At 60.6% G+C, this 25335-nt stretch carries 27 protein-coding genes and 1 tRNA gene; 7 read left to right on the top strand and 21 right to left on the bottom strand.

Translation table 11 applies throughout. The features are described from left to right. From GBM95_RS03330 to GBM95_RS03300, 7 genes are all read right to left on the bottom strand, one after another. A partial coding sequence (locus tag GBM95_RS03330; protein WP_152157783.1) for a DEAD/DEAH box helicase occupies positions 1-1375 on the bottom strand: 1375 nt, incomplete at its 3' end. 250 nt (positions 1376-1625) lie between these two features. Beyond that, positions 1626-2264: a 50S ribosomal protein L25/general stress protein Ctc gene (locus GBM95_RS03325; protein WP_152157782.1), complete on the bottom strand. Its 639-nt coding sequence runs from the start codon at positions 2262-2264 to the stop codon at positions 1626-1628. Between the two features lie 80 nt (positions 2265-2344). Then, the gene (locus tag GBM95_RS03320) at positions 2345-3295 is read right to left on the bottom strand and encodes a ribose-phosphate pyrophosphokinase (protein WP_165697890.1); all 951 of its coding nucleotides are present in this window, start codon (positions 3293-3295) and stop codon (positions 2345-2347) included. Positions 3296-3399: 104 nt separating this feature from the next. Then, positions 3400-3474, bottom strand: a tRNA-Gln gene (locus GBM95_RS03315). Next, entirely contained in the window at positions 3465-4379 is a 915-nt protein-coding gene (gene ispE, locus GBM95_RS03310) for a 4-(cytidine 5'-diphospho)-2-C-methyl-D-erythritol kinase (RefSeq protein WP_152157781.1), read from the bottom strand. The genes GBM95_RS03315 and ispE overlap by 10 nt, the downstream gene beginning before the upstream one ends. Next, complete coding sequence (locus tag GBM95_RS03305; RefSeq protein ID WP_152157780.1) at positions 4379-4876, bottom strand: lipoprotein insertase outer membrane protein LolB; 498 nt, start codon at positions 4874-4876, stop codon at positions 4379-4381. Before GBM95_RS03305 ends, ispE begins: the two co-directional genes overlap by 1 nt. Next, positions 4873-6630: a tetratricopeptide repeat protein gene (locus tag GBM95_RS03300; RefSeq protein WP_152157779.1), complete on the bottom strand. Its 1758-nt coding sequence runs from the start codon at positions 6628-6630 to the stop codon at positions 4873-4875. The genes GBM95_RS03305 and GBM95_RS03300 overlap by 4 nt, the downstream gene beginning before the upstream one ends. A 184-nt stretch (positions 6631-6814) precedes the next feature. On the opposite strand from GBM95_RS03300, the gene mutY reads away from it, so the two are divergent. Then, positions 6815-7879 (top strand): A/G-specific adenine glycosylase, encoded by a 1065-nt coding sequence (gene mutY / locus GBM95_RS03295; RefSeq protein WP_152157778.1) that lies wholly within the window; start codon positions 6815-6817, stop codon positions 7877-7879. Here the strand turns inward: mutY and rapZ are convergent. The 8 genes from rapZ to GBM95_RS03255 form a co-directional block, all read right to left on the bottom strand. Then, positions 7867-8757, bottom strand: coding sequence for an RNase adapter RapZ (gene rapZ, locus GBM95_RS03290; protein WP_152157777.1), 891 nt, complete (start codon positions 8755-8757; stop codon positions 7867-7869). The two genes, mutY and rapZ, sit on opposite strands and share 13 nt — an antisense overlap. A 135-nt stretch (positions 8758-8892) precedes the next feature. After that, a complete protein-coding gene (locus tag GBM95_RS03285; RefSeq protein WP_152157776.1) occupies positions 8893-9312 on the bottom strand; it encodes a PTS sugar transporter subunit IIA in 420 nt (139 codons plus the stop codon). Beyond that, complete coding sequence (gene rpoN / locus GBM95_RS03280) at positions 9309-10772, bottom strand: RNA polymerase factor sigma-54 (RefSeq protein ID WP_152157775.1); 1464 nt, start codon at positions 10770-10772, stop codon at positions 9309-9311. Before rpoN ends, GBM95_RS03285 begins: the two co-directional genes overlap by 4 nt. 8 nt (positions 10773-10780) lie before the next feature. Then, positions 10781-11560 carry an LPS export ABC transporter ATP-binding protein gene (gene lptB / locus GBM95_RS03275; protein WP_152157774.1) on the bottom strand — a complete coding sequence of 260 codons (780 nt, stop codon included), beginning with the start codon at positions 11558-11560 and terminating at the stop codon, positions 10781-10783. Between the two features lie 29 nt (positions 11561-11589). After that, on the bottom strand, positions 11590-12192 hold the full coding sequence (lptA, locus tag GBM95_RS03270) for a lipopolysaccharide transport periplasmic protein LptA (RefSeq protein WP_152157773.1): 603 nt from the start codon (positions 12190-12192) through the stop codon (positions 11590-11592). A gap of 80 nt (positions 12193-12272) precedes the next feature. Further along, positions 12273-12881, bottom strand: coding sequence for an LPS export ABC transporter periplasmic protein LptC (gene lptC, locus GBM95_RS03265; RefSeq protein ID WP_152157772.1), 609 nt, complete (start codon positions 12879-12881; stop codon positions 12273-12275). A gap of 4 nt (positions 12882-12885) precedes the next feature. Next, positions 12886-13419, bottom strand: coding sequence for a KdsC family phosphatase (locus tag GBM95_RS03260; RefSeq protein WP_152157771.1), 534 nt, complete (start codon positions 13417-13419; stop codon positions 12886-12888). Then, entirely contained in the window at positions 13419-14411 is a 993-nt protein-coding gene (locus tag GBM95_RS03255; RefSeq protein WP_152157770.1) for a KpsF/GutQ family sugar-phosphate isomerase, read from the bottom strand. The genes GBM95_RS03260 and GBM95_RS03255 overlap by 1 nt, the downstream gene beginning before the upstream one ends. On the opposite strand from GBM95_RS03255, the gene GBM95_RS12275 reads away from it, so the two are divergent. Then, the gene (locus tag GBM95_RS12275) at positions 14410-14562 is read left to right on the top strand and encodes a hypothetical protein (RefSeq protein WP_193222558.1); all 153 of its coding nucleotides are present in this window, start codon (positions 14410-14412) and stop codon (positions 14560-14562) included. The two genes, GBM95_RS03255 and GBM95_RS12275, sit on opposite strands and share 2 nt — an antisense overlap. Here GBM95_RS12275 and GBM95_RS03250 read toward each other — a convergent pair. The 6 genes from GBM95_RS03250 to GBM95_RS03225 form a co-directional block, all read right to left on the bottom strand. Then, positions 14552-15280, bottom strand: coding sequence for an amino acid ABC transporter ATP-binding protein (locus tag GBM95_RS03250; protein ID WP_165697889.1), 729 nt, complete (start codon positions 15278-15280; stop codon positions 14552-14554). The two genes, GBM95_RS12275 and GBM95_RS03250, sit on opposite strands and share 11 nt — an antisense overlap. Before the next feature lie 44 nt (positions 15281-15324). Continuing rightward, positions 15325-16011, bottom strand: coding sequence for an amino acid ABC transporter permease (locus tag GBM95_RS03245; protein WP_152157769.1), 687 nt, complete (start codon positions 16009-16011; stop codon positions 15325-15327). Between the two features lie 12 nt (positions 16012-16023). Continuing rightward, complete coding sequence (locus GBM95_RS03240) at positions 16024-16758, bottom strand: amino acid ABC transporter permease (RefSeq protein ID WP_152157768.1); 735 nt, start codon at positions 16756-16758, stop codon at positions 16024-16026. 196 nt (positions 16759-16954) lie between these two features. After that, on the bottom strand, positions 16955-17857 hold the full coding sequence (locus GBM95_RS03235; RefSeq protein ID WP_152157767.1) for a transporter substrate-binding domain-containing protein: 903 nt from the start codon (positions 17855-17857) through the stop codon (positions 16955-16957). A 211-nt stretch (positions 17858-18068) separates the two neighbouring features. Beyond that, complete coding sequence (locus tag GBM95_RS03230; protein WP_152157766.1) at positions 18069-18830, bottom strand: enoyl-CoA hydratase-related protein; 762 nt, start codon at positions 18828-18830, stop codon at positions 18069-18071. A gap of 13 nt (positions 18831-18843) precedes the next feature. Then, a complete protein-coding gene (locus GBM95_RS03225) occupies positions 18844-21543 on the bottom strand; it encodes a bifunctional acetate--CoA ligase family protein/GNAT family N-acetyltransferase (RefSeq protein WP_152157765.1) in 2700 nt (899 codons plus the stop codon). A gap of 235 nt (positions 21544-21778) precedes the next feature. On the opposite strand from GBM95_RS03225, the gene mtnA reads away from it, so the two are divergent. The 5 genes from mtnA to GBM95_RS03200 are packed head-to-tail and all read left to right on the top strand — an operon-like array spanning position 21779 to position 25333. Next, positions 21779-22873, top strand: a complete 1095-nt coding sequence (gene mtnA, locus GBM95_RS03220; RefSeq protein WP_152157764.1) for an S-methyl-5-thioribose-1-phosphate isomerase — start codon at positions 21779-21781, stop codon at positions 22871-22873. Beyond that, a complete protein-coding gene (locus tag GBM95_RS03215) occupies positions 22860-23522 on the top strand; it encodes a class II aldolase/adducin family protein (RefSeq protein WP_152157763.1) in 663 nt (220 codons plus the stop codon). Before mtnA ends, GBM95_RS03215 begins: the two co-directional genes overlap by 14 nt. Further along, positions 23519-23782, top strand: coding sequence for a hypothetical protein (locus GBM95_RS03210; RefSeq protein ID WP_193222557.1), 264 nt, complete (start codon positions 23519-23521; stop codon positions 23780-23782). The genes GBM95_RS03215 and GBM95_RS03210 overlap by 4 nt, the downstream gene beginning before the upstream one ends. Next, the gene (locus tag GBM95_RS03205; RefSeq protein ID WP_152157762.1) at positions 23779-24288 is read left to right on the top strand and encodes a hypothetical protein; all 510 of its coding nucleotides are present in this window, start codon (positions 23779-23781) and stop codon (positions 24286-24288) included. Before GBM95_RS03210 ends, GBM95_RS03205 begins: the two co-directional genes overlap by 4 nt. A 31-nt stretch (positions 24289-24319) precedes the next feature. Beyond that, positions 24320-25333, top strand: a complete 1014-nt coding sequence (locus tag GBM95_RS03200; protein WP_152157761.1) for a DUF7146 domain-containing protein — start codon at positions 24320-24322, stop codon at positions 25331-25333. Positions 25334-25335 lie beyond the last annotated feature (2 nt).

Here is a 25335-nt window from a genome sequence, read left to right as displayed (position 1 = left end):
GGCGGCGGTCGCCCTCGTCGCGCGGTTCGCGGCGTTCACGGGCGGCGAAAGCCGGAATTTCCATTTCATCCTCGGCGGCGCCTTCGTTTTCAAAGGCGTAGCGCACGGCGGCGGCCGCAACGTCCATCGGGTCGTGTTCTTCGCAGAGCGACTCGACAATGACGCGGTAGCGGTCGAGGTTGCCTTCCGTGAGGAGTTCCTCAATGGCGCCGCGCGTCACTTCAAGGCGCTTTGCCTGCACATCGGTAGCGGAGGGCACCGTGCGGATCTCAATCTTCGAACGCGTGAAGCGCTCGAGCGCACGGAGCTGACGATGCTCGCGCGGCTCGATGATCGTGATCGCCGTACCGGTGCGTCCGGCGCGGCCGGTGCGTCCGATGCGGTGGACGTACGTTTCGAAGGAAGCTGGAATGCCGAAATTGATGACGTGCGTGAGATTCTCGAGGTCAATGCCGCGGGCGGCAACGTCGGTTGCCACGATGGCGTCGAGCTGTCCGGCGCGGGCACGGCGCATCACGCGGTCGCGGGTCGGCTGATCGAGGCCGCCGTGGAGCGCTTCGACGCTGTAGCCGCGCACGCGCAGCGCTTCGGTGAGTTCGTCCACTTCGTTGCGGGTGCGCGCGAAGATGATGGCGAGTTCCGGATCTTCAAGGTCGAGAATGCGGCCGAGCGCTGCGGTGCGGTAGTTGCGCGGAACGACATAGGCGATCTGCGGCACTCTGGGTGCTTCTCCCTCAGGCGTCTCCTCGCGGGCGATGGAAATGCGTTCGGGATTCTCAAGGTGTTCGTCGGCAATCTTGGCAATCCGCGGGGGAAGCGTGGCGGAGAAGAGCGCCGTCTGGACGTGGCCCGGGAGCGCTTCGAAGATGGCGTCAAGCTCATCGGCAAAGCCGAGATCGAGCATCTCGTCCGCTTCGTCAAGCACGATGGCCTGGATGCTTTCAAGGTGAAGCGTGCCGCGGTTGATGTGGTCGAGGGCGCGTCCCGGAGTGGCGACGACAACATGAGTGCCGCGCTTGAGCGCGCGGATCTGGCGGCCGTATTCCTGTCCGCCGTAGATGGGCGTCACCACGATACCGGCATCGCGGCCGTAGCTGTGGAAGGATTCGGAGACCTGGAGGCAGAGCTCGCGGGTCGGCGTGAGGACGAGGATGACGGGTTCGCCCGGTTCATGACCGAGCGCCCAGCGTTCGATCAGAGGGAGCGCAAAAGCTGCGGTTTTGCCCGTGCCGGTAGCGGCCTGGCCGAGAACGTCCGACCCCTTGAGGATTGCCGGAATGGCGGCTTCCTGAATGGGCGTGGGTTCTTCAAAGCCGAGGGCGGAAAGAGAAGAGACGAGCTGGGGCGAGAGGCCGAGTTCGGCAAATGTAGCCATGATTTTTGAGATTCGGTGTAGGAGATGGCGCTGAACGGCCTCGCACATCAGGTCTCGAAAGTCATGGAGAATGAGGCGGACAGCAGGAGAAAAGTCTTTGGCGAAGTGCGGCAGGAAGCGAAATGGGGAGAGATGAGTTCCCGGTCCTGCCCCGCATTCGGGAATTTTGAAAAATATAAAGGCATAAAGGCCCGCCCCGGCAAATTTGTCGAGCGGGCCCTTAAGTGTAAATCAGGCTGTGAAAACCGGATTACTTGGCAGCGTCAGCGGCGGGAGCAGCAGCGGCGGCAGCGTCAGCAGCCGGAGCAGCGGCGTCGGCAGCCGGAGCGGTGACGACTTCTTCAACCGGCGTGATGACGGAGGCGACGACGGTGTCAGTGACAACGCGAACGCCGGCCGGGACCACGAGCTCGGTGGAGTGCAGCGTCATGCCGTCTTCCATCTTCGAGAGGTCGACCTCAATGAATTCCGGAAGATCGCGCGGCAGGCAGGCCACTTCGACGTAGGAGACGGTGTGCGAGATGATGCACTTCGAAACCTTGACGGCCGGGCTGATTTCGTCGCCCGAGAAGTGCAGCGGCACGCGCATCGTGACTTCCTGATCCGGCATGATGCGCTGGAAGTCGATGTGCATGACCTGCGGCTTGTAGGGATGCATCTGGAAGGCGCGCAGAACAACGAGCTGCTCGACGCCGTCAAGCTCCATCGTCAGGATCGAAGCGTGGAACTTTTCCTTGCGAAGGGCAAAGAAGATCGGATTGTGTTCGAGCTCGATCGGCGCAGCGGGCTGGTTGCCGCCGTAGACGATGCCCGGCAGCTTGTCCGCACGACGCAGACGGCGGCTCGCACCCGTACCTTGCGCCTTGCGCGTGGTGGCGATGACTTTCATTGGTAACTCCTCAGGAGTGATGATTGATTAAGAAAAAGAGCGCGGCGGGAATCGCGACCAACTCCGCGCCGCTTTGCTCATTACTCCGCGAACAGGCTGCTCACGGAGGCTTCGCGCGCGATGCGCGAGAGGGTTTCGCCGATGATGGCCGCGCAGGAGACCTGGCGGATCTTCGGGCAGGCCTGGGCGGCGGGCGAGAGCGGAATGGTATCCGTCACGACCAGCTCGTCCAGAGCGGAATTGGTAATGCGATCGATCGCGGCGCCCGAGAGCACCGGATGCGTGATGTAGGCCACAACGCCGAGCGCACCGCGTTCCTTGAGGGCGCCCGCGGCATTGCAGAGCGTGCCGGCGGTGTCGACGATGTCGTCGGTAATGATGCAGGTGCGGCCCTTCACGTCGCCGATGATGTTCATGATCTCAGCGACATTGGCGCGCGGACGGCGCTTGTCGATGATGGCGAGATCGGATTCGATGGCCTTCGCCATGGCGCGGGCGCGGACGACGCCGCCGACATCGGGAGAGACCACGATCGGGTTCTCGAGGTGACGGGCGTGCAGGTCGGCGAGAAGCACCGGCGTGGCGTAAATGTTGTCGACGGGGATGTCGAAGAAGCCCTGAATCTGGTCGGCATGCAGGTCCATCGTCAGGACGTGATCAACGCCGGCGGACTGGAGCATGTTGGCGACAACCTTCGCCGAGATGGCGACGCGGGCCGAACGCGGACGACGGTCCTGACGCGCATAGCCGTAGTAGGGAATCGCAGCCGTGATGCGGCGGGCAGAAGCGCGCTTGAGCGCATCCACCATGATCAGAAGCTCCATCAGATTGTCGTTCGTCGGAGCACAGGTGCTCTGCAGAACGAAGACGTCCTTGCCGCGGACCGTATCCAGCAGCTGAACGCTGACCTCGCCGTCGCTGAAGCGGGCAACCGACGCGCGGCCGAGGGGAATGTGGAGATATTCGGTGACGGCCTGGGCAAGCTTGGGATTGGCATTGCCTGCAAAGACCATCATGCTTTCCGGCACCATGGGGACCATGATTTCTGCTCTCACTTGGGGTTGGGTTGAGACTGGCGAGGGTGTCCGCCAGGGCGCTCCGCCGAGACATCAGTTTTCTGATGATCCCGGGGATCTGGCAGGGGTGGAAGGAATCGAACCTTCGGTAGCCGGAATCAAAATCCGGTGCCTTACCGCTTGGCTACACCCCTGTGCTTTCTTCTTCGGCACTGCGCGTCCACGCGCAGAGCGGATGTTCGGGGAGACTGCGAACGCTGAAGAAACGCCAGTCAACAGGGATGCGTTCCATCAGAGATGCAGGTTCGGCCGAACCGGTCCTGTTCAGTGCGAAGACAGCGCTTCCGGAGCCGGTCATGCGGGCTTCGCCGAAGGGCGCAAGGGCGTCCAGGGCTTGAAGGATCGCAGGCTCAAGACCGACTGCAGTTTTCTGCAGGTCATTATGTCCGGGGAGCTCAGGCCAGCGGTTCCGGAGTAAGTCGGAAAAGATGGCTATTTTCAAGGATTCACTATCCCTTGTCAAGGAAGGTGAAGAGAAAATTTTCGCAGTGGAAACACCGCGTCCGGGCCAGAGGACAGCGTATTCGGCGGGAGGAACATCCATCGGAGTGATGATTTCTCCGATGCCCTCAACGAACGCATTTTTCCCTCTGATGAAGAAGGGAATGTCGGCGCCGAGCGTCTCGCCTATAAGGGCAAGCTCCTCCCGGGGAAGGTCCAGTCCCCAGAGCTGATTGAGCGCAATGAGAGTTGTTGCAGCGTCGGAACTTCCGCCTCCCATGCCGGCTCCGGCCGGGATGCGCTTCTTCACGTGAATTTCCGCGCCCGCCAGAGGCTTCCCTGCGGCGTCCCGGAGGGCGGCAGCGGCGCGGACGCAGAGGTCCTTTTCAGCCTCGCACTCGAGATCTCCCGTACGAACGATGGCGCCGTCATCGCGGAGCGTGAAGTCGAGCGCGTCGGCGAGATCAATCAGTATGAAAATGGATTCGAGAAGGTGCTTCCCGTCTGTGCGGCGGCCGATGACATGGAGAAAAAGATTGAGCTTTGCCGGGGCCGGAAGGCCGATGAATCTGCGCGGCACCTGAGTAGCAGTGGTCATCAGTGAGCCTCATCAATGAAAAGCGTGACCTGGAGGGCGTTCGGGGCGGCGCGCTCGATGCGAAGACGCTGCGGAGCGCCGTCGGGGAGCCTCGAGAGAATGCGGCACTGCCAGTTTCGGGATGAAAGATCCCGGGCCGCCGCACCCGCTCTCAAGAGGTCGAGAAGATCGTGAACCGGCAGCGTGAATCCCAAGAGCGACTCCATGAGCGCTTCAAGGTTTTTGCCCTTGATTCCCGGATCCGAGAGGCTCTTCATGAAGACTGCACCGTCAGACGTTTCCTCAATGCGCGCGAGGATGCCCGAAAGCGGCGTAAGGAGATCAAGCCGCAGAAGATCCGGAGCCTCTGTGAGCTCAAAGCGTCCGGAAAGGTTTTCCTTTTCGCTTCGGAGCGCGAAGCGCCCCTTCCACGTATGCGCATTCGCGAGCGGTGCGGCGCAGCCGCCAACGAGAAGCGCTGCGGCCAGCGCGGAAAGGACGAGTCGTCGCTGCATCATTTCTTTGTCTCAGGAAGGGACGGCAGCTTGAGGGACAGCCGGTCGGCCAGGGCCTTGGCTTCCTCCGTACTGGTGCGGGCGGCATAGTCCGCCAGCATTCTTTCCGCTTCGGCAGTGCGCCCGTCCCGTGCGAGGATCTCGACCAGATGGGCGGCTACTTCAGCATCCCAGAGGCGCTTGAGCGAGGCGCTCGTAAATTCCGCGGCGGCCCTGAGGCGGCCTTCCCGATAGCAGAGCCAGCCCATGGAATCCAGAATGAAGGGATTGAGCGGCTCGGCCTTGTAGGCGCGCTCGAGAAGTTCTCTGGCCTCCTTGAGATTGCGGTTGCCGTCCGCCCAGAGGTAGCCGAGAGCGTTGAGCGCTTCGGCATGATTGGGACTGAGCTTGACAAGCGCTTCAAGGTGCTTTTCTGCGGCGGCAGTATTCCCGGATTCCTCCTCAACCATGGCGGCGTCGTAGAGGATGCCGGGTTCCGACGGGAGCTTTTCGACGGCCTCCGTGATGAGCTTTACCGCATCATCCCGGCGATTGAGTTCGAGAAGAAGCTTCGTCTCTGCCGAATAGAGGGCGGCGGCATCCAGAGGAAGCGTTTCCCGGGCCTTTTTGAGAACAAGGAGCGCCTCATCGGGCCTGCCCATGTCCGTGAGAGCAAGCGCCTCGCGGATGCGCGCCTGAAGCGCGAAGGGACCGCCCTGAAGTTCATGGAAATACTCCGCGGCGCGTGCGGGCGATTTCTGCATGAGCGCGGCGTTGCCCATCTGAAGCCACACTTCCAGGCGTGAAAGATCAATCTCTTCGCTTTCCTCCCGCAGAAGCTCCACATAGCGCAGAAGGAATTTTTCCGTTCGGGCGGCGTCATTGAGATCGGCGGCAAGCTGCCCTGCGTTGAGCGCAATGCGGGCGTCCTTCGTGCCCTTCTTCATGGCGCGGTCGAGCGTGGCGAGCGCCTGAGCGCGTTCGCCGAGCCGCTGCTCGACGCGGCCGGAAATCAGGAGCACAAGACTGTCGTCCGGGTGGCGCTTGAGGTACTGACTCAGAAGCGCGCGCGTCTTTGCCGTATCGGCAGGCCAGCAGATGTCGGCTGCGCGCCCCAAAAGTTCAGGGTCGTCGGGCGCCTGACGGATGGCAGTTTCGGCACGCGTGCAGGCGAGCGCCAGTTTCCCTGAGCGCGAAAGAAGCTGCGCATAGCCGATGCCGATGTCGGCGCGCTTCGGATAGCGGGCGGCATAGGGAGCAAGCGCATCGCTGAGTTTCTGAAGCCCTGCGCCCGGCTTGGCCGTATGGCCGAGCACGTCAAGGAGACGTTCAATCCAGTCTCCCTTCTTCTCGTCGCCGGGGGAAAGCGCTTTTTCCATTTGGGCGAGCGTGTCCAGGATCCCCTGCTGATCGTTCCGCTCAACGGCGTCAGCCAGAATCGTCTGAAGGGCTTTTTCGGATTTGGGGTCAAGGCGCAGCCAGAGTCTGGCAGCTTCGAGCGCCTTTTCAGGCTGCCGCGAGGCTACAGCCGCCTGCCAGGCGAGTTCGGCGATTTCAGGGTTGCGCTCTTTTTGCGCCGCATCCATCCAGGCGGCATACGCAAAGTCCGGATCATTGCGATGAATGGCGACGCCGGCGGCAATGAGTTCAAAAAGCGTGCGGTCGGGCATGGAGACGGCAGGATGTCCTGCCGGCATGCCGGGCATGGCGTGCGCTGCAGTCATGGCGGCAGCGGCAAGAACTGCGGCGGAGAGTGAACTGAATCTGCCCGTGGGCATAATGCGTCCTTTTGTAATTCTTTCGGAGTGGCCGGCAGGATCCGGGAGTGCCGGCATAAGTCGGATCATTGTATCTGCCGATGCGTCATCGGTACCTTATGCCGTTCGGGTCGCGAAAGTCTCAAGGTGTTTCATCGGATTGCATGAGAGAATGTGCGGCCCAATATTTCCCTCGGATCCCTTCATGACTCAGACGACCTTTTCCCGCACGCTTGTTGAATGGCAGCGCTCATGCGGCAGACGCACGCTGCCGTGGCAGGCTTTTGATACACCCTATGAGCGGCTTGTATCCGAAGTCATGCTGCAGCAGACGCAGGTAGCCACGGTGATCCCCTATTACGAGAGGTTTCTGGAAAGATTCCCGACGGCAGAATCGCTCGCAGAGGCTCCTGAAGAGGAGCTCATGCGGCTTTGGGCCGGACTCGGGTATTACGCCCGGGCAAGAAATCTGCAGCGCGCTGCCGCGCATGTCGTATCCAATCTTGCAGGAAAGTTTCCGACACGCGTACAGGATCTGCTGACGCTTCCGGGCGTTGGCCCCTCAACAGCAGCGGCCGTGGCGGCCTTTACGAGTCATGAAGCCAAATACCCGATGGTCGACGGCAACGTCAAGCGCGTCTTTGCAAGGCTTAGGATGATCCCCGGTCGGATAGGCCAAAAGACCTTTGAAAAAAAGGTCCGGCAATGCGCGAAGGCGCTTCTGCCCGGAAGCGACCTGATTGCGGACTATACGCAGGGGCTCATGGATCTCGGAAGCCAGATTTGCTGCAAACGAAATCCAAAATGCACGTTGTGCCCGGTTAGGACTTTCTGCCGGGGCGCGGATGCTAATCCGGAGGATTTCCCAAAGCCCAAGAAATCTCTCGAGAAAAAAGAGCGGCATCTGCTTCTTGGGTTTGCTGTTTCTACTGAAGGACTTTGGCTGCGCCCGAACAGCGACTCAATCTGGCGTGGGCTTTGGGTACCCTGCGTGCGGGAAATTCCTGCTGAGGAGTCGAAGGGGCTGTTATTCCCTTCGGATTTTGGTCTTGATGCCGAGTGGAAGACGGTTTGCCTGGGAAATTCCCAGCGAGAGCTCACGCATCAGCGGCTGTTCATTCAGGCCGCAGCGTTTATTTCCCATGAGGGAGCGTTGAAGGCCGAAGGCTACAGCGCATTTCTCCCCGGGCGGGATGAGTTGCCCGGGATGCCGGCACCCGTACGGACGCTTGCAAAGGCCGCGCTCCAGGTTGCCGGCTACTCCGTCTGAAGCTTTGCTTCCTGAGGTGTATTGGCTTCGATTGCCCGGTGACGGACAATCGTTCCCGCACGATCGGCAAAATGCCGGCCGAGCGCTTCTGCAACATAAACCGATCGGTGCTGACCGCCCGTGCAGCCGATGCATACCGTGAGGTAGTGCCTGTTCTGCGCGGTGTAATGCGGCAGCCACTTTTCGATGAAGTGCGCGATGTCGGCAATCATTTCTCCGACAAGAGGCTGTCCTGCGAGATAGTCGGCAACGGGCTTGTCCATGCCTGTGAGGGGCCTCAGTTCCGGCAGGTAGTAGGGGTTCGGCAGGCACCGCACGTCAAAGACAAGGTCTGATGCGAAGGGAAGGCCGCGCTTATAGCCGAAAGATTCAAAGGTGAGCGTCAGCTTGGCGGACGGCGCTCCGATGAACTGCTGCACCCAGCGGCGCAGCTGCGAAGGCAGCAGACGGCTCGTGTCCATGACGTGAGCGATCTGCGCAACGGGCGCGAGGAGCGCCCGCTCGAGCCGGATGGCTTCCTGAAGCGTCAGCTCCTGGTCGAGATGCTCTGCATGCGTGCTTAAAGGATGCCGGCGGCGGGTTTCCGAAAAGCGCCGGATGAGTTCCTCATTCGAAGCGGTGAGAAAAAGCACGCGCATGTCAAACCCTTCGCGCTTCAATTCCTCGAACGCCTCGAGCGCTTTGTCAAAGGTCGCGTGCGAGCGTGCATCGATCGCCACGGCCGCAGCGCGCGTGCCGCTTGCGGCGAGGCTCTTCGCAACGGGGAGAAGGAATTCGCCCGGAAGGTTGTCGATGCAGTAAAAGCCGCTGTCTTCAAGCTGCCGAACGGCAATCGATTTGCCGCCGCCGGAGAGTCCCGTGACGATGATGAGCTGCATGATGGTGCCTCACGCTTCTGGAGTTGAGAGAACGCCTTCGTTTTATCAGGAATGGCCGGCCCAGAGGAGGTTTTGCTCAGGATAATTTTTCGGATTCTGATCCGGGCGACCACTGCGAGAGTATTTCAAGGAAGCTCATCGCGTCGGGCGCCTGAGGAGCGCTTCTCGTGTTTTTTCGTCGCCGAAAATGCCGGCGGTTTCCCTGAGGAGCGCCAGATGATCTCCGGGATTTTCTGCGGGCACAAGAATGGCGAAAAAGAGCTGCACGCCCAGATTGTCGGGGGCGGACACCTTGAGGGGCGTCAGGGTGCGCAGGAACACAATCGCCGGGCTGTCGAGGTCGGAGAGTCTGCCGTGCGGAACGGCGCAGCCGTGACCTACGGCGGTCGAGCCGATTCGCTCGCGGTCCATGAGAGCTGCAAACGCTTCGTCGTGCGGTACGCCGTAGGCGCGCTCGAAGGCGAGCGAAGCTTCCTCAAAGAGTCGTTTTTGGCTGGCGATATCGAGGTCAAGCCTGACGGACTCAAGCTTGAGATAGGGTGTGAGAAGAGTCATTCAGAAAGAACAGAGGTCTTGTCCCTGCGCAGACGTGCCGTAGGGATGCCTTCAAGATCACGGTACTTCGCTACTGTGCGGCGAGTGATGTCAAAGCCTTCGGCGCGAAGCAGATCGGTGAGCGCCTGATCGGAAAGCCGCTTTTCAGGGTTTTCCTGGGCAATGAGTTCAGAAATGCGTGCGCGGATGCGCAGAGGCGTGACGGAGGCGCTGAGGCCTTCCGCATCAACTGCCTGCACTGCGGGAAGAAGAAAGAGGCTGCGAAGTTCAAATGTGCCGAGCGGGCACTGAAAATATTTTCCGGAGATTGCGCGCGAAACGGTTGAATCCGAGAGCCCGAGCGCGGCTGCGGCTTCTCCGATGGTAAGCGGCAGCAAGGCGGCGCGGCCTTTTTCAAAAAAGGCCTGCTGACGCTCGGTCGCAAATTCTGCGGCGCGAAGAAGCGTGGTCTGCCGGGCTTCTATGCCGGAAATGAGACGTCGCGCTTCCGAGAGGTATCGCCCGAACGGCGTGGACTCATCCACTGCAATGGTCTGCGCGACGGCGGAAAGCCGAAGCCCGGGCTGTGCTCCGGGATTGAGGAAGGCCTGCCAGCGGCCGGCTTCGCGACGGATGGAGATGTCGGCGATGATGTACTGCGTGGCTTCGCTTGCATAGTTGGCGGCCGGGTGCGGGTTGAGGGTCTTGAGAAGCGCGAGCGCGCTCCCCAGCCTCTCGCTGTCGCCGTCCGCAACCGCAAGGAGCGCCTTGCTGTCATCGGCCGCAATCTCCCTGAGGTGCTTCAGGATGAGTTCGATGAGAAGTTCGCCGGTCTCTTTGTCGACGGATCCCGATTCCATGCGGCGGCGAACCTGTAGCGCGAGGCTTTCTGCCGGCGAAGAGGCGCCGACTCCCGGAGGATCGAAGGTCTGGAGCAGCGCGAGGGCTTTCTTCCAGGCCTCGAGCGGCGCGGAAACAATTTTTTTGAGGCTTTCGGCGGTTTCAGCGAGGGATTGCGGCAGAAAGCCGGAGTCGTCAAGTTCCTCAATGAGCGAGATGACGAGCTCATGCGTCAGTTCATCGGTATTGAGGGAATTGAGTTCGGCAATGAGGTCGTCGCGCAGAGACGATTCCGCCGCAACGCGCTCCACTGCCGGAGTTTCGTCGGCATGTTCGGCGCCGGAACCGGACCAGCCGGAATAAATGTTTTCGAGCGGGCCCCGATCCTCAGGAAAAGGCGTCTCATCCTCGCTGCGCACCGCATCGCTTTCCTCGTGCAGCGACGGGGCGGATTCGGCTGGGGCATCTGCTTCCGGCGCCTCACGCTCAAGAAGCGGGTTCTCCTCGGCAGCAAGATCGGCCTCGGCAAGGAGTTCGAGCGCATTCATGCGCAGGAGCCGGAGCGCATACTGCTGCTGCGGAGCGAGCGTCTGCTGCTGCGCGAGCTGAGCGGCGAGAGAAGCGGAAATGCTCGGCGACATGGCGCTCCCTACATGCTGAAGTTGTCGCCCAGATAGAAGGCGCGCACGTCGGGGTTGTTGATGATGGATTTCGGTTCGCCCGAAGCAAGAACGCGGCCTTCATTGATGATGTACGCGTGGTCGCAGATGGCGAGCGTTTCGCGCACGTTGTGATCCGTGATGAGAACGCCGATATTGCGGTCCCGAAGGAAGCGCACAATGCGCTGAATTTCAATCACGGCGATCGGGTCGACGCCGGCAAAGGGTTCGTCGAGCAGAATGAAGCGCGGATTCGCGGCAAGAGCACGGGCGATTTCCGTGCGGCGGCGCTCGCCGCCGGAAAGCGAGAGCGCAGGATTTGTGCGGATGTGCTTGATCTGAAGCTCGTCAAGGAGCTTTTCAAGCCGCTCCTCAACCTCATAGGACGAAAGCGGGCGGCCCTCGTCGTTGAGCTGCATCTCAAGAATGGCTCGAATGTTGTCTTCAACCGTCAGCTTTCTGAAGACGCTCGCTTCCTGAGGCAGATAGGAAAGCCCCATGCGGGCGCGGCGGTAGATCGGCTGGTGAATGATCGATTTGCCGTCGAGTTCAATAGTGCCGTCGTCGGCAACAACCAGGCCCACCACCATGTAGAAGGTGGTGGTTTTGCCCGCGCCGTTGGGGCCGAGAAGCCCAACGACTTCGCCCGACTTCACGGAAAGATCCACGCCCTTGACGACCTGGCGGGAGCCGTAGTGCTTCTTGAGGCCTTTGGCAACCAGCGTGTGCTTGACGGCGTCGGCGCTCTGAAGATTTTCAGTTGCTTCCATTGGAATTCAAGACGGAGAAGAGTATGGGATCAGGGCTTGGCGGGGGTGGAAAGCGAGGGAGCGCTCTGAAGCTGGGCGCCTTCGCGCTGGGCGGGCTGAGCGTTCTTCGTGCGGGGCGCAATGATGGTCGTCACGCGCTCGCGCTGACCGGTCCCCGACTTGACGCCGCCCTCCACGACCGAGCGGGCATTCCGCATGTCGTAGACGATGCGTTCGCCCTGGGTCATGTCTTTTTCAACGCCGTTTTCCGAGCGTGAGAGTCTGGCGCCGCCCGTGAGCGTCACCTTATCAGTCTCTTCGTCGTAAACAATGCGCTTCGCTTCCGCATGCATCCATTCATCCACCGGGTTCTGAGCATCCGGATCGCGCTGCTGGCGAAAGCGTGCGGGAGCTCCGGTGATCGTCGCCTGACGATAGCCCTTGGGCGTAATTCTGAGTTCAAGCACGTCGCCCGTGAGGCGCATGGAGCCCTGATCGACCACTACGGCGCCGCTGTAGACGGCAGTCTGCTTCACTTCGTCGCCGTTGAACTGGTCGGCGTGAACCTCGATCTGCTGCTCTCGGTCGGATTGCAGCGCCCAGGCGCCGGAGGCAATGCTGGCGGCGATGGCGGCGATGAGAAGCTTCTTCATGAAGAAAGACTCCGTAGATGGCCTCTGGATGAGGGAGGCGGGAAAATGGGTGTCAGGGTTAAATCAGGATTGTCCGGACTTCAGGGGGCATCGGCCGAAAGACTTTTCGGCTGGAGAATCGTAGTGACGCGGTCCCGGAGTTCAATGGTGCGGGCCACATTATCGTATATTGCACCGCCCTCAGATTCGGTCGTATTCTCGCCGCGGCGCATGAAGACGGGTTCGTTCGTCTCAAAGCGCAGCGTATCGAGCCAGGCCCGCAGGAAGTTTGTTCGGAAGTAAAGCTCGGGCTCTGTTCCCCAGGGTTCGCGGGTTACCTCGACATTCCCGGAAAATTCCACCGTCTCCATGCCGTCGTTGCTCCAGAGCTCATCGGCACGCGCGCTTGCAACGGCTTCACCCGGAGCAAGCGACAGCACAAGCGCTTTTTCCGCATGCATGCGTTCATCGGAGAAATGCTGCAGATTTTCTGAGAAAGCCTTGTATTTGGGCTGGCCCGTCTCATCGAAATCCGTGAGTGAAACATTGCGGGCGAGAAAATCCGGGCTCTTGTCGCTCGGGATGTATTTGAGTCCGGCAATTTCGGACTGCACGGAATACCAGTAGCTCAACAGCACCAGGCCGAAGAGAATGACGGAACCGACGATGGCGGTGATGCGCTCGCGGAAAATGAGACGGCGGTGAGCCATGCGCTTACTCCTGAGAGAGGAACTGCTTTTCGATGAGTTCCTCCCAGCGTCCCTGGGCCTGCAGAATCTTTTCAGCGAGGTCGCGCACCGCCCCACGGCCGCCCTCATGCGGAGCACGCCAGTGAATGTAGGGATCAAGCTCGCTGCTGCCGTCCCTGGGCGTAGCCGCAAAGCCGACGGTTCTGAGGCAGGGAAGGTCAGGGAGATCGTCGCCCATGTAGGCGCAGTTTTCCGGCTTGAGTCCGGCCGACTCAAGCATCTTCCTGAGGGTAGGGAGCTTTTTGAGCTTTCCCTGCTCAACTTTCGTCATTCCGAGTTCGTCGGCGCGGTAGGCGACGATCCCTGACGTGCGGCCCGTAAGGATTGCAACTTCAATGCCGGCGGCCTGCAGAAGCTTGATGCCGAGGCCGTCGCGGACATGGAACTTTTTGGCGAGCTCGCCCTTGTCGGTAAAGACAAGAGAGCCGTCGGTGAGGACGCCGTCCACGTCGAGGACGACAATGCGGATTTCTTTAAGGCGGTCAAGCGTCGTCGTCATCAGATCACCTTCGCATCCATGAGGTCGTGCATGTGCAGGGCGCCGAGAAGCTTGCCGTCGGCGTCCACCACGAGAAGCTGATTGCACTGATGCGCTTCAAGCGCCTTGACGGCGGATGCCGCAAGTTCGTCGGGGCCGATGGTGTGCGGATTGGGCGTCATGACGTCCCGCATGATCAGATTGCGGACGTCGCCCACTTTTTCAATGAGGCGGCGCAGGTCGCCTTCCGTGAAGATCCCGATCACGTGGTCGTCAGCGTCGACGACAGCCGTCATGCCGATGTGCTTCGCGGTGATTTCGCGAATGGCGTCAAGAAGTCGAATGTCCGCCGTGACGCGCGGAACCGCATCGCCCTGACGCATGATGTCGCGGACATGAATGAGGAGTCTGCGGCCGAGCGCTCCGCCCGGATGACTCCGCGCGAAATCTTCCTTGCTGAAGCCCTTCGCTGAGAGGCAGGCAACCGCGAGGGCGTCGCCGAGCGCAAGCGTCACGGTAGTGGATGAAGTCGGCGCAAGATTGAGCGGGCAGGCTTCACGTTCAACATGGCAGTTGATGTGCAGGTCGGCGTGCTTGGCGAGCGTTGAATTCGGGTTCCCGGTCATCGCGATGAGAGTCGCTCCCTCGCGCTTCAGGATCGGGACGATCATGAGGAGCTCCTGCGTCTCGCCGGAGTAGGAGATGCCGAGCACGATGTCGTCGCTCGTGATCATGCCGAGGTCGCCGTGGGCGGCTTCGCCCGCATGAACGAAAAAGGCCGGCGTGCCGGTCGACGCAAAGGTGGCGGCAAGCTTGCGGCCGATGTGGCCGGATTTGCCGACGCCTGAAACGACGAGGCGGCCGCGGCAGCCGAGAACAGCCTTCACGGCCAGGGCAAAGTCCGGCGTGTCGCCAAGACGCTTGGCTGCAGCAAGAATGGCGTCGGCTTCGTGCGCAAGGACATCGCGGCCGAGGCGGACGGCAGCATCAGCGTCGTAATGCGTTTCGATCATGGCGGTTAAGCTCCAGAATTTAGGGCAACTCTCTATTTTAAAAGAAAAACGCTCCGCCGGTTCCGGCCCGTTTTGCCGGAACCGGACGGAGCGTCCGGAAATCCCTAAAATTTCTTTCGTCAGGGAGTTTTCTGTAAAGATCAGTGATTAAGGATCTTCGAGAGGAACTTCTGCGCGCGTTCGGTATGGGGCTGGCTGAAGAACTGCTCAGCCGGCAGGTTCTCGATGATTTCGCCGGCGTCCATGAAGATCACGTGATCGGCAACCTTCTTGGCAAAGCCCATTTCGTGCGTGACGACCATCATCGTCATGCCTTCCTTGGCAAGGCTCACCATCACGTCGAGCACTTCGTTGATCATTTCCGGGTCAAGCGCGGACGTCGGTTCGTCAAAGAGCATGCAGATCGGATCCATGGCGAGCGCGCGGGCGATGGCGACGCGCTGCTGCTGGCCGCCCGAGAGCTGGCCGGGATACTTGTCGGCATGGGCGAGAAGACCAACGCGGTCAAGAAGCTTGAGGCCGCGGGCAAGCGATTCCTCGCGGGAGCGGCCGAGAACCTTCATCTGCGCAAGGATCAGATTCTCGCGGATGGAAAGGTGCGGGAAAAGCTCAAAGTGCTGGAAGACCATGCCCACGCGGCTTCTGAGCTTCGGCAGGTCCGTCTTCGGGTCGCCCACGGAGACGCCGTCGACGATGATTTCGCCCTTCTGGAAGGGTTCGAGCGCGTTCACGGTCTTGATGAGCGTCGATTTGCCAGAACCCGACGGGCCGCAGACGACGACGACCTCGCCTTTTTCAACGTTGACGTTGCAGTTCTTGAGAACCTGGAAGTTGCCGTACCACTTGCTGAGGTTCTTAATTTCAATCATTGCCATGAGAGGGATCCTTAAGGGTGAGCTCTTCTTCTAGTGTGTCAGCGTGCAGCGACAGCCATCTTCGCCTGCAGGCGGCGAATGAGCATTGAGAGCGAAAGCGAGACTGCAAGGTAGCAGGCAGCTGCAAAAGAGTACATCAAAACGAGCTGTCCGTCGCGCTGGGCGATCTTAACGACTGCGCCCATGAAGTCGCTGCCGCTGATGACGTAGACGAGACTGGTGTCCTGGAAAAGAATGATCGTCTGCGTGAGAAGCACCGGGAGCATGTTGCGCACAGCCTGCGGAAGAATGACGTAGCGCATCGTCTGGGCATAGGACAGACCGAGACCCGTGGCGGCAAAGTACTGCCCGCGGCCGATCGACTGGATGCCCGCACGCATGATTTCCGCAAAGTATGCCGCCTCAAAGAGCACGAACGTGATGATTGCGGTCAGGTTGGCGCCGATCATCACCGGATGGTCGAGGCCGAAGATAAGGCGGAGTACTTCCGGCATCAGGAGGAAGAACCAGAAGAGCACGAGGACGAGAGGCACGGCGCGCATCAGATTGATGTAGAGGCGCGCAATGAGCGAAAGCCAGCCGATGGAGGAAAGGCGGGCGAGCGCCAGAAGCGTTCCAAGCGCAAGGCCGAGGACGGCGGTGATGGCTGTGAGCTGAATGGTGTAGCCGGCGCCGGCAAGGAGGAAGTCCACCGAGCCGGAGATTGAGGAAAAATCAACGGACATGATCGGTGCTCCTTACTTGGCGGCGATGAAGCCGGGAATGACGCTCTTCTTCTCGACCCAGGCCATGAGCTGATTCACGACGAGAGCGATGATGATGTAGAGAATCGTGGCCCACAGATAGGCGGCGAAGAAGGTGAAGGTGTTTTCACCCATTTCGTTGGCGCGCATCGTGAGTTCCGGGAGACCGATCGTCATGGCGACGGCGGTGTTCTTGACGAGGTTCATCGATTCGCTCGTGAGAGGCGGCACGATGAGGCGCATGGCCATCGGGAGCACGACCTGGACATAGGCCTGAACGGTCGTGAAGCCGAGCGCTTTTGCTGCGTTGGGGAGCCCCCGCGGGAGCGATGAGATGCCGGCGCGGACCTGCTCGGCAATACGCGAGGACGTAAAGAGCCCCATGCAGATGAAGGCGGTGACGAACTGTCCGACGGCAGGATCGACTTCAATGAGCCAGTCCTTGTACCAGGGAACGAGTTCGGGGACGACGAAGTACCAGATGAAGATCTGGACGATCAGAGGGATGTTGCGAAAGAGTTCAATCCAGGCTTCGCAGAGGCCGCGGACGAATTTATTCGGCGCTGTTCGCAGGGTGCCGACGATGATGCCGATCAGAAGCGCAAGCGCAAAAGCGGCGATGGTGAGGCCGATCGTCCACCAGGCGCCGTTGAGGATGTAGACCCACCAGGGGTCCTCTGTAAGGAGGGACTGCTCAAGGAGCGAGTCCAGACTGAAATTGAGCGCCATGACGCAATCCTCTTTTTATCTCTCAGACGGTGCTTCTCAAGGGGGTCTTCCCGTGAAGCCCTCAGTCAGGTGCCTGAGGGGGAGCTCCGTCCGGGGCGGGAGTCTGTGACGTTTGAAGAAGATCCCGGATGCAGCCAAAGTGCTAGCAGACCGCATCCGGGATTGAAAAAGATCAATCAGAGACGGCAGGGCCGGATCAGATGCCCTTGTCGCTCGGGTTCTTGAAGAGCTCCTTCGTGTAGGAGTTCATCTTGAAGTTGAGGTTGGTGTTCTTCGGGGGGATCGGCGACTCGAACCACTGCGTGTAGAGCTTTTCAAGCTCGCCTGACTTGATCATGTCGGTGACGGTCTTGTCGACGAGAGCCTTGAACTGAGGATCGTCCTTGCGGAACATGGCGCCGTAAGGTTCAACGGAGAGCGCAGCATCAAGAATCGTGAAGTCCTGCGGATTGGACAGGTTGGCGATCTGGCCGGCGAGCAGCACGTCGTCGATGATGAAGGCGTCGGCACGCTTGTTGGCGACGAGCTGCATCGATTCCGCGAAATCCTTCGTCATGAGGTAGCGGAACTTGAGCTTGTGATCGCGTTCATAGGCCTTCGTGAGCGCAACGGAGGTGGTGCCGGACGTGAGCGCGATGGTCTTGCCGTTGAGGTCGTCGATCGTCTTGATGCCGCTCGACTTCCAGACAGCTGCGGAGACCTGAATGCCGAAATAGCTCACCGAGAAGGCAGCTTCCTGCTGACGCTTCAGCGAATTCGTGGTCGAGCCGCATTCGATGTCGACGGTGCCGTTCTGGATGAGCGGAATGCGGTTGGCGGAGGTGACTGCCTGATACTTGATGTCAAGCTTCGAAAGACCAAGCTCCTTCTTGACGGAGTCCGCAACGCGCTGGCAGACCGTGAAGGCGTAGCCGGTGGGCTTGCCGTCGGCATTGAGGTAGGAGAAGGGAACCGAGCTTTCGCGGTAGCCGAGCGTAATGGAGCCGGTTTCCTGAACTTTCTTGAGCGTGCCCGTCAGTTCTGCCGCGCTCACGGCGGTGCTGGCGGCAAGAAGGCATGTGGCAGCGGCGATGGCTGTGCGGCGGGAAATCTTGAACATATCTGGCTCCTGATCTCTGAATGGTCTCTTGGAATGCTGCAGGTGCCGTATACGTATCGGGGCGAACCTGTAATAACTATTGAAGCAATAGCCGTGCCAAACACGGGGAGCAGAGGAAATGGGGTCCGCACAAGAAAAAATGCCCTGCATTGAGTCTGCAGGGCATTTTGTTATGCATCATTACGGTGCCTAAGCACCAATTTGGTGCAAATTAATCTTCCGTCTGGAAGACCGGGCGCCGCCCTTCAAGGAAGGCTTTGAGCGCTTCTGCCGCCTCAGGCGTTGCGCTCTGGCGGGCATAGATTTCTTCCTCAAGACGGATGCTTTTTTCAATTTCCTCGCTGCGGGCGGCCTTGAGAACGGCTTTGGTGCCGGCCACGGCAAGGGGCGGCAGCACGGCAAGGCGCGCCGTCTTGGCGGCGACGACATTGTCGAGGTGCTCGTCCTCAACGACGCGCGTGATGAGGCGCATCGCTTCCGCTTCATCCGCGCTGATGGGCTCGGAAAGCAGGAGCTTTTCGGCGGCTTTGGGGAACCCTGCGGCGGCCGTGATGATGGCGCCGGCGCCCCAGCGCGGCGTGCGTGCGAGCGCTACCGAGGGGAGAGAGAAAAGTGCATGAGGACCTGCATAAACCAGATCGCAGTAAAGGAGCGCCGTGAAGGCTTCGCCCACGCAGGGACCGTTCACCTGAGCGATGACGGGCTTCGTGAAGGCCCGGATGGCAGCAAAAAATTCGCCGGCGGCAGCTTCCGCATCTTCCGGTGCCGCAAGCATTTCCTCAAGGTCCGCGCCGGCGGAAAAGACGGAACCTGCGCCCTTAAGCAGCACGACGCGGACTTTCGGGTCGCTTTCGGCATCCGTGAGTGCCTTTGCGAGGGTGCGGAACATGTCGCACGTCAGTGCATTGCGCCGCTCCTTGCGGTCGATGGTGAGATGAAGAATCCCGTATTGAAGGGTGGTCTGAATGCTCATGATTTCACTTGTTTCAGGAGTTGCGGAGCGTTTTGCTCCAGGCAACCGTCGGGGAAACCGCCGGAGCGGGAGCGGCTTCGTAGCCGCTTGACCGCATGAAGCTTTCCATCGGTTCGTTGCCGCGCAGAACGTAGCCCGTCATTTTATGGAAACCCTCGAGGAATGCTTCAGATTCGAGCCAGAGAAGAAGTCTGCGGGCGATGCCGAGGCGATGCATGTCGTCGCGCACGCAGATGCCGAATTCCGCTTCATCTTCGGCAAGCGCCGACCATCGCCCGCAGGCGGCGATGCGCGCGGACTTGTCCGGCGATTCGGCCAGCACCCAGGCGCCGCCTGCCGACCAGTCCGGACGGCTGAGTTCTGCGATGCGCTCGTCGGAAAGCGCGGCATTCGTGTGGAAGCGATAGTAGCGGGAGGTTTCCGAAAGCTCGTGAATGAAGTCTTTCAGAAGCGGGAAGTCGTCTTCAATGAGCGCGCGCAGATAGAGCGTCCTCCCGGAACGAAGCTCGATGGGGCGCAGAAGCTCCCATTGGGCAGGCTGGAGCGCAAGATGACTGAAGCTGCGGTCGGCGGCGAGCGGCGCATCATAAAGCGCTGCTTCAGCGTCAAGCACGAGAAGGCCTTCAGGCACCGGTACCACCGGTTCAAGGCGGAGTTCCCGGAGCGCCGGGACTGCGGCGGCGAGATCCGAAAGCCGGCAGATCGCACCGAAAAGGGTCTCCCAGTTGATTTCCGGAAGACCTCGGTAGTCGCCGAGCGCCAGGGCCGCTTTCGGGGCTCTGGCGATTCGTTCGGCTGCGAGGCGGGAAATGGGAGGGAGCCCTACGGCGCGGTCGCCGTAGAGGGAAGAAGCGAGGCCGGCGCCGCCGAACTCCACGACGGGGCCGAGCACGGCATCGAGCCGGATTGAAAGCCTCAGCTCACGCTCAAGGGAGTGGGACGCCATTTTTTCGACCAGCACGCCTTCGGGACGGGCAAGAGGAGAAAAATCCTCAAGATTTGCGGTGAGCTTTTCCCAGGCCTGAGCCAGTTCGTCCGGTCCCGAGATGGAAAGAAAAACGAGACCTGAGGCGCTTCGGCTTCCGAGGCCTTCGCTTACGGCCTTGATGGCGACGGGCCAGCCGATTCCCTTTGCAGCATCAATTGCCTGCGCAAGCGACGTGGTGAGCTTCGCCGGGACCGGCAGAAGTCCGAGCGCGCTGATGAGTTCCCGCACTTCCCTGGGGCCGAGTACATGCCGGCCTGAATGAAGAACGTGCTCAAAAAGCGTGCGGATGCCGTCAAGCTTCTCTTTTTTGAGCGAGCTCCTGCCGTGCTGAGGCGGCGAGCGGCGCTCGCGGATGAGGTCCTCGCGTTCCGCAAGAAGACCGAAGGCGCGCATTGCGAGCTCGGGCGTCCGTACGGGGATGATGCGCGAATCGGGAAATGCCGCGAGCTGCCGGCGCACGACCGGCGTGCTGCGGCTGGAGATCCAGGAAACAAAGACCGGCTTATAGGTCTTCATGGCTGCGCGGGCGATTTCAGAAAGCGTCGGATCGAGCGTTGAAACCGGGCTCGGTCCGACAACCACGGCGGCGCCGTGGATTCCGGGGTCGTCAAGCACCATGCTGAGGGTCCCGGCAAAACGTTCTCCGGGAGCGCTGGCGCCGAGAACCACGGGGTTGACGGGAATGTGCTCTTCCGGATGCGCCTTGTGGAGCGCCTGAATGGTTCGATTGGAAAGCCCCCGGATGAGGATCCCCGCGGAGTCGGCGGCATCGGCCGCAAGCGCGGCTACGCCGCTGTCGTTGGCGATGATGGCGGCAGAGCGGCCGGCAGGAAGCGTGCCCGAGGAAAAGGCAGCGGCTGCGGCGCAGAATTCCTCATAGGAGCGCACGCGCAGGGCGCCGGAGGCGGCAAGAAGCGCATCGAATGCTCTGTCGTCGCCCGCATCCGTGCCGAAGCGGCCGGCGGCGAGTCTGTCGGCCGCATAGCCTGAGCCCGGACCGGCGCGAAGCACGATGACGGGCTTTGTTTGAGATGCCTTTCTCACGGCGCACGCAAAGGCCCTCGGGTTCCGCAGCGCCTCAACTTCAATCGCAATCACGCGGGCAGCGGCATTCGCAGAGAACCATTCAATGCATTCGGCCATGCTGATGTCGGCTTCGAGTCCGGTGTTGATGATGCCGGCAAAGCCGAGGCGCGATTCCTCTGCATGATCCATGAGCCCGGTCGCAACCATGGCCGACTGGGTGATGAGCGCGATTCCGCCCGGCTGAGGCATGCGAGGCCAGAAGCTCGCATTGATGCCTTTGGCGGGATTCAGAATGCCGATGGAGTTGGGGCCGATGAGTCTTGCCCCCATCGCGCTGGCAGATTCGAGGAGTTCTTCAATTTCAAAGCGGTCGGAGAGCGGACCTTCCTCCTGGGGTGCAAAGAGCACGGCTTCGGGCGGCTTCTCGGCGAGCTGCCTGAGTGCGGCTGGAAGGTGCTTTCTTCCTACGCAGAGGATGGCAAGGTCGATTTTGTCCGCCGGAATTCTGGATGCATCCGCAAAGCAGGGACGCTCGCCGATGAAGCGGTACTTGGGATTTACCGCCCACAGGCGTTCGAGTCCCGTTGAAAGAAGAACGGAGCGCCAGACGTAATAGCCGCGGCTGCCCGGGTTGCTGCTCGCGCCGATGACGGCGACCGAGCGCGGGGAAAGTGCGGCGGATAGCTTTGAGCTCAACATGAATCGGCCATGCGGAAAGTGCGTGCACTCGAGAGTGTAGCCGGAGAGACCTTCCGGCAAGTGCTTGCTAAACTGCAATATAGGGGCCGGAGGATCGGTTTTTGCGAATATTTCCGGCTCTTCTCTGCTTCAAAGCGCGCAAACTCTCAACTCTCTGCAGGTCTCTTTTCAGAGAGCGGTCCTGCACGCGGAATGACGCTTTCCGCAGCGGAGCAGATTCCCCGGAGGTAAATGTATGAAGGTCAATGGCATCCCCACCCGCACCATTCGCGCACTCGACGACGGAACGGCCGTCGAGATCATCGATCAGACGCTTCTGCCCTATCGATTTGAAAAGCGCGTGCTGTCAGACTGGCGCGACTGCGTGGAGGCGATTGATGTGATGCGCGTTCGCGGCGCGCCGCTGATCGGCATTACCGGCGCCTGGGCTGTTGTGCTTGCGACCAAGGAAAATCCTGAAAATGCCGCGCTCCTCAAGGCGGCCGAGCAGATTCAGAATGTCCGCCCGACAGCGGTGAATCTTTCCTGGGCTGTGCAGCGGATGCTCGCGGCGCTTCTGCCCCGGGAGCCGTCCCTGAGGTTTGCGGCTGCCATGAAGCTCGCAGAAGCGATGACGCAGGAAGACGTCATGCTTTCGCGAGCGATCGGCGATGCGGGCTACGGTCTGATTGCCGAGCTCTACAGAAAGCTTCGCCGTCCGGTCAACATCCTCACGCACTGCAATGCCGGGTGGCTCGCTACCGTCGACTACGGCACGGCGCTTGCGCCGATTTACTTCGCCTTTGAAAGGGGCACGCCCGTACACGTCTGGGTAGACGAGACGCGGCCGCGCAATCAGGGGCTCCTCACGGCCTGGGAGCTCGGGCAGCAGGGCGTTCCCCATACCATCATTGCCGACAATGCCGGCGGCGAACTCATGCAGAAGGGTGCGGTCGACATGGTGATTGTCGGCGCCGACCGCATTACGCGGCGGGGAGACGTTGCCAATAAGATCGGCACCTATCTCAAGGCGCTCGCTGCCAAGGACAATGAAATTCCCTTCTATGTGGCGGCGCCCTCGTCGACGATCGATTGGAAGTTGAATGACGGCAAGCGGGAAATCCCGATTGAAAACCGCTCAGCGTCCGAAGTCCTTTCGCTTCGAGGCATTGACCGGTCGGGCGAGGTTGCCACCGTGCAGCTTGCCTCTCCCAATGAGTCTGCGGCGAATCCGGCTTTCGACGTGACGCACAACCGCTTCATCACCGGCATCATCACCGAGCGCGGCGTTTTTTCGCCCACCAACCTTGCTGCGGCCTTCCAGGATCAGATTGCAAATGCAGGACTCTGAGGAATTTGCGCTGAGGCGCGCCGTGATTGAAACGGCGCGCGAACTCAATCGCCGCGGCATCAACGTCAACAAATCCGGAAACATCTCCGCGCGCTTTCGGGAAGGCTTCCTGATTACGCCTACCGGGATCCCGTATGAAGCGCTGATCCCTGAAGACATCGTTTTTATTGATCTGAAAAGCGGCGGATGCAGAGGCAATCGGCTTCCGAGCTCCGAGTGGGAGATGCATGCCGAGGTGTACCGCATCCGTTCTGATGCAGGTGCTGTTGCGCACTGTCACTCGGCCTACGCTACGGCTCTGGCGTGCCAGAACATGCCGATTCCGGCCTTCCACTACATGGTGGCGGCGGCGGGTGGCGATTCGATCGACGTGGTTCCCTACGAGACCTTCGGCACGCATGCGCTCGCCCTGCGGGCGGCAGAGGCGCTTCAGAAGAAGAATGCCTGTCTGCTCGAGCACCACGGATCGCTCGCGCTCGGGAAAACGCTTGCGAAAGCCATTCAGCTTCTGGCCGAAGTAGAGAATCTCGCCCGGCAGTACTGTATTGTTCGTTCGCTGGGCGAACCGCGCCTCATTCCGGCTGATGAGATGGCGCGGGTCGTGCAGAAATTCAAAACGTACGGACGTCAGCCTGGAGACAAAGAGTGAAAAAGCCCATACCCGCCCCTCGCGAATGGCTGCGCTGCGACGGTACGACCGTTTCCTGCACGGAATCTGTGCGCGTGCTTGAGGAAAACTGGCACGAAATCGCTGAACTGCTTGCCGAAAGCTATGAGGATGCCGTTCTCCTCGGCGTCGGCAAAAAGGAATTCAAGGACGCGATGAAGCGTCTGATTGATGATCTCGAGTGCGACTGGGCCGAGAAGACTGCTCCGGTGGAGTCGCTCCCGAAAGGAAAGGCAAAATGAAGAAGCGTCTTTGCAGAGCGCTTTGCGCTGTGCTGGTTCTTCCCTTTTTTCTTGCTGCCTGCGCGCATCCGCAGCTCCTTGACATGGGAGAGAGCGACAGCCAGATTGTTGAATATCTCGGCAATCCCGATGCCCGCGTGACGCTGCCTGACGGCAGTACGCGGCTCGTTTACTCCGGCCAGGGCGCCGCGCAGGAAGTCTGGTGGCTTACGCTCGACAAGGCCGGGAAGCTTGTGAGCCGCATCAATGCGCTCGATAGCGAACACTTTGCACTCATCAAGCCGGGCGTCTCTACTGAAAAGGATGTCTGGAATCTCTTCGGCAAGTGTGCGCAGAAGTACGAGTTCGCCCTCTCGAACCAGCATGCCTGGATGTACCGCTTCAAGGATGAAGGCGCTTTCGACATGGCCTGCTGGGTGCAGTTCAACCCTGAGGGCATTGTGACGGAAGTGGGCTATACGCTTGATCCCTGGAAAGACCAGGATCACTGGCTGCTTTCATTCTGATTTTTTTTCATTTCACCCGGGAGCGCCCTGAATGGACTCTGCCCTCAACCGCATCAAACATACGGCTCAGGGGCGCTGGCCCGAAATTTTCGCCGCTGCCGGGATGGATCCCGGGCACTTTGTAAAGTCAAATCGTCCGTGCCCGCTTTGCGGCGGACGAGATCGCTTCAGTCTCCTCAAAGGAGAGCGCAACGAGCCCGACGGGCGCTGGTACTGCAGGGGCTGCGGGTATGGCGACGGCATCGAGCTTGTGAAGCGCTTCAGGGGGTCAACCTTTCCGCAAACGCTGCGCTGGCTGGAGGCATATCTCGGGATTGAGCATCAGCGTGAAAGCTTCTGCCATCGTCCGGAGGGGCTTTCGGAAGCAGAAAAAACCGTTCGCAGAAGGGAGCGCAATCTCGCTTTCTGGAATGCGGCTGTGCCGCTCAGGGACCTGAGCCGCGAATCGCCTCAGTGGAAGTACCTCGCTTCGCGCGGACTCGGGGCCTGCGACGCGAGCGCAATGCTCCGTGCGGAAGCGGAGACTGAGGCCTGGGAAACGAATGAGGACGGAGAACGCCGTTCTGCCGGAAGGTACCCTGTGCTTCTCGCGGCAGTGACGGACGGGAGCGGCGGGATCATTACCCTTCACAGAACCTTTCTGACGCCTGACGGCGGCAAGGCGCCTCTTTCATCTCCCAAGAAGCTCGCCCCGGGCGCAATTGAGGACGGCCTCATCCGGCTCTTTCCGCCTACGGCGATTCTCTGCCTCGCCGAAGGCATCGAAACAGCGCTTTCCGTTCATGAAATGACGGGGCTTCCTGTCTGGAGCGCCATTTCGCTCACAGGCCTCAGAAAGTTCGGCGAGGTGCCCGAAGGCGTGAAGAAGATTCACATCTGCGGCGACAACGACCGTTCTTATGCCGGAGCGGCAGGGGCTTATGAATTGGCCGCCCGCATCCGCAGAAGCCGCCCGGATATCGAGGTAGCGGTCCATATTCCGCCTGAACCCGGAACGGACTGGAATGACGTCCTTCGTTCAGGCGGCAGACTGGAAATCCGCTGAAG

The organism is Sutterella seckii, assembly GCF_009183815.1.
In the GTDB taxonomy this organism is placed as follows: domain Bacteria; phylum Pseudomonadota; class Gammaproteobacteria; order Burkholderiales; family Burkholderiaceae_F; genus Sutterella; species Sutterella seckii.
The sequence above is the reverse complement of the archived record's forward strand: the minus strand, read 5'-3'. Positions and strand labels throughout refer to the sequence as shown.

Bases quoted from the DNA above. Each gene is read 5' to 3' on its own strand.
- GBM95_RS03325 (WP_152157782.1), bottom strand. From the start codon at position 2,264: ATGAAAGTCATCGCCACCACGCGCAAGGCGCAAGGTACGGGTGCGAGC.
- GBM95_RS03320 (WP_165697890.1), bottom strand. From the start codon at position 3,295: ATGGTGCCGGAAAGCATGATGGTCTTTGCAGGCAATGCCAATCCCAAG.
- ispE (WP_152157781.1), bottom strand. From the start codon at position 4,379: ATGACCACTGCTACTCAGGTGCCGCGCAGATTCATCGGCCTTCCGGCC.
- GBM95_RS03305 (WP_152157780.1), bottom strand. From the start codon at position 4,876: ATGATGCAGCGACGACTCGTCCTTTCCGCGCTGGCCGCAGCGCTTCTC.
- GBM95_RS03300 (WP_152157779.1), bottom strand. From the start codon at position 6,630: ATGCCCACGGGCAGATTCAGTTCACTCTCCGCCGCAGTTCTTGCCGCT.
- mutY (WP_152157778.1), top strand. From the start codon at position 6,815: ATGACTCAGACGACCTTTTCCCGCACGCTTGTTGAATGGCAGCGCTCA.
- rapZ (WP_152157777.1), bottom strand. From the start codon at position 8,757: ATGCAGCTCATCATCGTCACGGGACTCTCCGGCGGCGGCAAATCGATT.
- GBM95_RS03285 (WP_152157776.1), bottom strand. From the start codon at position 9,312: ATGACTCTTCTCACACCCTATCTCAAGCTTGAGTCCGTCAGGCTTGAC.
- rpoN (WP_152157775.1), bottom strand. From the start codon at position 10,772: ATGTCGCCGAGCATTTCCGCTTCTCTCGCCGCTCAGCTCGCGCAGCAG.
- lptB (WP_152157774.1), bottom strand. From the start codon at position 11,560: ATGGAAGCAACTGAAAATCTTCAGAGCGCCGACGCCGTCAAGCACACG.
- lptA (WP_152157773.1), bottom strand. From the start codon at position 12,192: ATGAAGAAGCTTCTCATCGCCGCCATCGCCGCCAGCATTGCCTCCGGC.
- lptC (WP_152157772.1), bottom strand. From the start codon at position 12,881: ATGGCTCACCGCCGTCTCATTTTCCGCGAGCGCATCACCGCCATCGTC.
- GBM95_RS03260 (WP_152157771.1), bottom strand. From the start codon at position 13,419: ATGACGACGACGCTTGACCGCCTTAAAGAAATCCGCATTGTCGTCCTC.
- GBM95_RS12275 (WP_193222558.1), top strand. From the start codon at position 14,410: ATGGCGGTTAAGCTCCAGAATTTAGGGCAACTCTCTATTTTAAAAGAA.
- GBM95_RS03255 (WP_152157770.1), bottom strand. From the start codon at position 14,411: ATGATCGAAACGCATTACGACGCTGATGCTGCCGTCCGCCTCGGCCGC.
- GBM95_RS03250 (WP_165697889.1), bottom strand. From the start codon at position 15,280: ATGATTGAAATTAAGAACCTCAGCAAGTGGTACGGCAACTTCCAGGTT.
- GBM95_RS03245 (WP_152157769.1), bottom strand. From the start codon at position 16,011: ATGTCCGTTGATTTTTCCTCAATCTCCGGCTCGGTGGACTTCCTCCTT.
- GBM95_RS03240 (WP_152157768.1), bottom strand. From the start codon at position 16,758: ATGGCGCTCAATTTCAGTCTGGACTCGCTCCTTGAGCAGTCCCTCCTT.
- GBM95_RS03235 (WP_152157767.1), bottom strand. From the start codon at position 17,857: ATGTTCAAGATTTCCCGCCGCACAGCCATCGCCGCTGCCACATGCCTT.
- GBM95_RS03230 (WP_152157766.1), bottom strand. From the start codon at position 18,830: ATGAGCATTCAGACCACCCTTCAATACGGGATTCTTCATCTCACCATC.
- GBM95_RS03225 (WP_152157765.1), bottom strand. From the start codon at position 21,543: ATGTTGAGCTCAAAGCTATCCGCCGCACTTTCCCCGCGCTCGGTCGCC.
- mtnA (WP_152157764.1), top strand. From the start codon at position 21,779: ATGAAGGTCAATGGCATCCCCACCCGCACCATTCGCGCACTCGACGAC.
- GBM95_RS03215 (WP_152157763.1), top strand. From the start codon at position 22,860: ATGCAGGACTCTGAGGAATTTGCGCTGAGGCGCGCCGTGATTGAAACG.
- GBM95_RS03205 (WP_152157762.1), top strand. From the start codon at position 23,779: ATGAAGAAGCGTCTTTGCAGAGCGCTTTGCGCTGTGCTGGTTCTTCCC.
- GBM95_RS03200 (WP_152157761.1), top strand. From the start codon at position 24,320: ATGGACTCTGCCCTCAACCGCATCAAACATACGGCTCAGGGGCGCTGG.